Genomic DNA, 1,145 nt, shown 5'->3' with positions numbered 1-1,145 from the left:
TTGGGGGGGTAAGAGTCAGAAGACGAGTGTTTCGCCTCGAATTAGTATTGCATTTGAATTTCAGAGGGGTGACATCGCTCCTTACAATGAGCCTCTCTTGCCTCTACAGCTATTCCCAGATTTTGAAACCCGCTTGAGGTTAGTTGGTAAGCAAATCCTCCAGTACAGGCATATGTATGGTTTTTCTGACGATTTGACGTCATTAGCTCAAAGCTTTTTTAAAACATCAGGCTAGCTTAGTGGTGACTCAAAGATTCACTCGCCGCGAAGGCGGAAGCCCATGCCCATTGAAAGTTAAAGCCGCCTAGATGTCCGGTAACGTCAAGAACTTCGCCGATCAGAAATAAGCCTTTTTGCTTTTTACTTTCCATTGTTTTGGAAGATACTTCATCTGTATTGACTCCGCCTAGCGTTACTTCAGCGGTGCGATAGCCTTCTGTGCCAGAGGGTTTGAGTGTCCAAGATTTTAGTTGCTGGGCAATCTTGCGCAGTGCTTTATCTTGCATTTCGCCCATTGGTGTTGTGGCTAGGTCCTTCCAAAACAGATCTTCAAGTTCTTGCACGAAAGATTTAGCTAGGCTCTTTGCGAGTATATTTTTGAGTATGGCCTTTGGTGCATTTTGTTTTGCCTCAAAAAGAACTGCTTCGATATCTGTTTCTGGAAATAGATTGATCTGTATTTCTTCTGAAGTGTGCCAGTAATTTGAAAGTTGCAATGCCGCGGGGCCAGATATCCCTCGGTGTGTGAACAGTATGTTCTCTCGAAACGTGCGTCGCTCGTTATACATCGCGCTGTCATGCGCCAAACCAGACAAACGTTCGGTAAGCCCTTTGGTGGCATCACTGAAGGTGAATGGAACAAGACCTGCCCGAGTGGGAAGAACCGAATGCCCAAATTGTTCTGCAACTTGATAACCGAACCCGCTAGCGCCCATTGTAGGAATAGATAATCCGCCGCTCGCGATGACTAATTGCTTAGCCTTGAAAGTACCGATATTTGTTTTGAGAACGAAATAATCGTTCTCGTATTGAATGTTATCGATATCGCACTTAGTGCGAATGTCGACCTTATCCGGCGGACACTCTTCTATGAGCATCTTAAGAATGTCTTTGGCGCTATTGTCGCAAAACAATTCGCCATGTTT

2 protein-coding genes are annotated in these 1,145 nt (G+C 45.1%); one reads left to right on the top strand and one right to left on the bottom strand.

Annotation, left to right across the window (positions count from 1 at the left end; genetic code table 11):
• Window positions 1–235, top strand: a 235-nt coding sequence (locus A3738_RS31755; RefSeq protein ID WP_231876489.1) for a hypothetical protein, incomplete at its 5' end; no start/stop codon positions are given.
• A gap of 1 nt (window position 236) precedes the next feature.
• On the opposite strand, the gene A3738_RS00965 is transcribed toward A3738_RS31755, so the two are convergent.
• Window positions 237–1,145: aminoacetone oxidase family FAD-binding enzyme (locus A3738_RS00965; RefSeq protein WP_068763275.1), on the bottom strand; the 909-nt coding region annotated here is incomplete at its 5' end.

This window comes from Oleiphilus sp. HI0066, assembly GCF_001635725.1.
The sequence above is the reverse complement of the archived record's forward strand: the minus strand, read 5'-3'. Positions and strand labels throughout refer to the sequence as shown.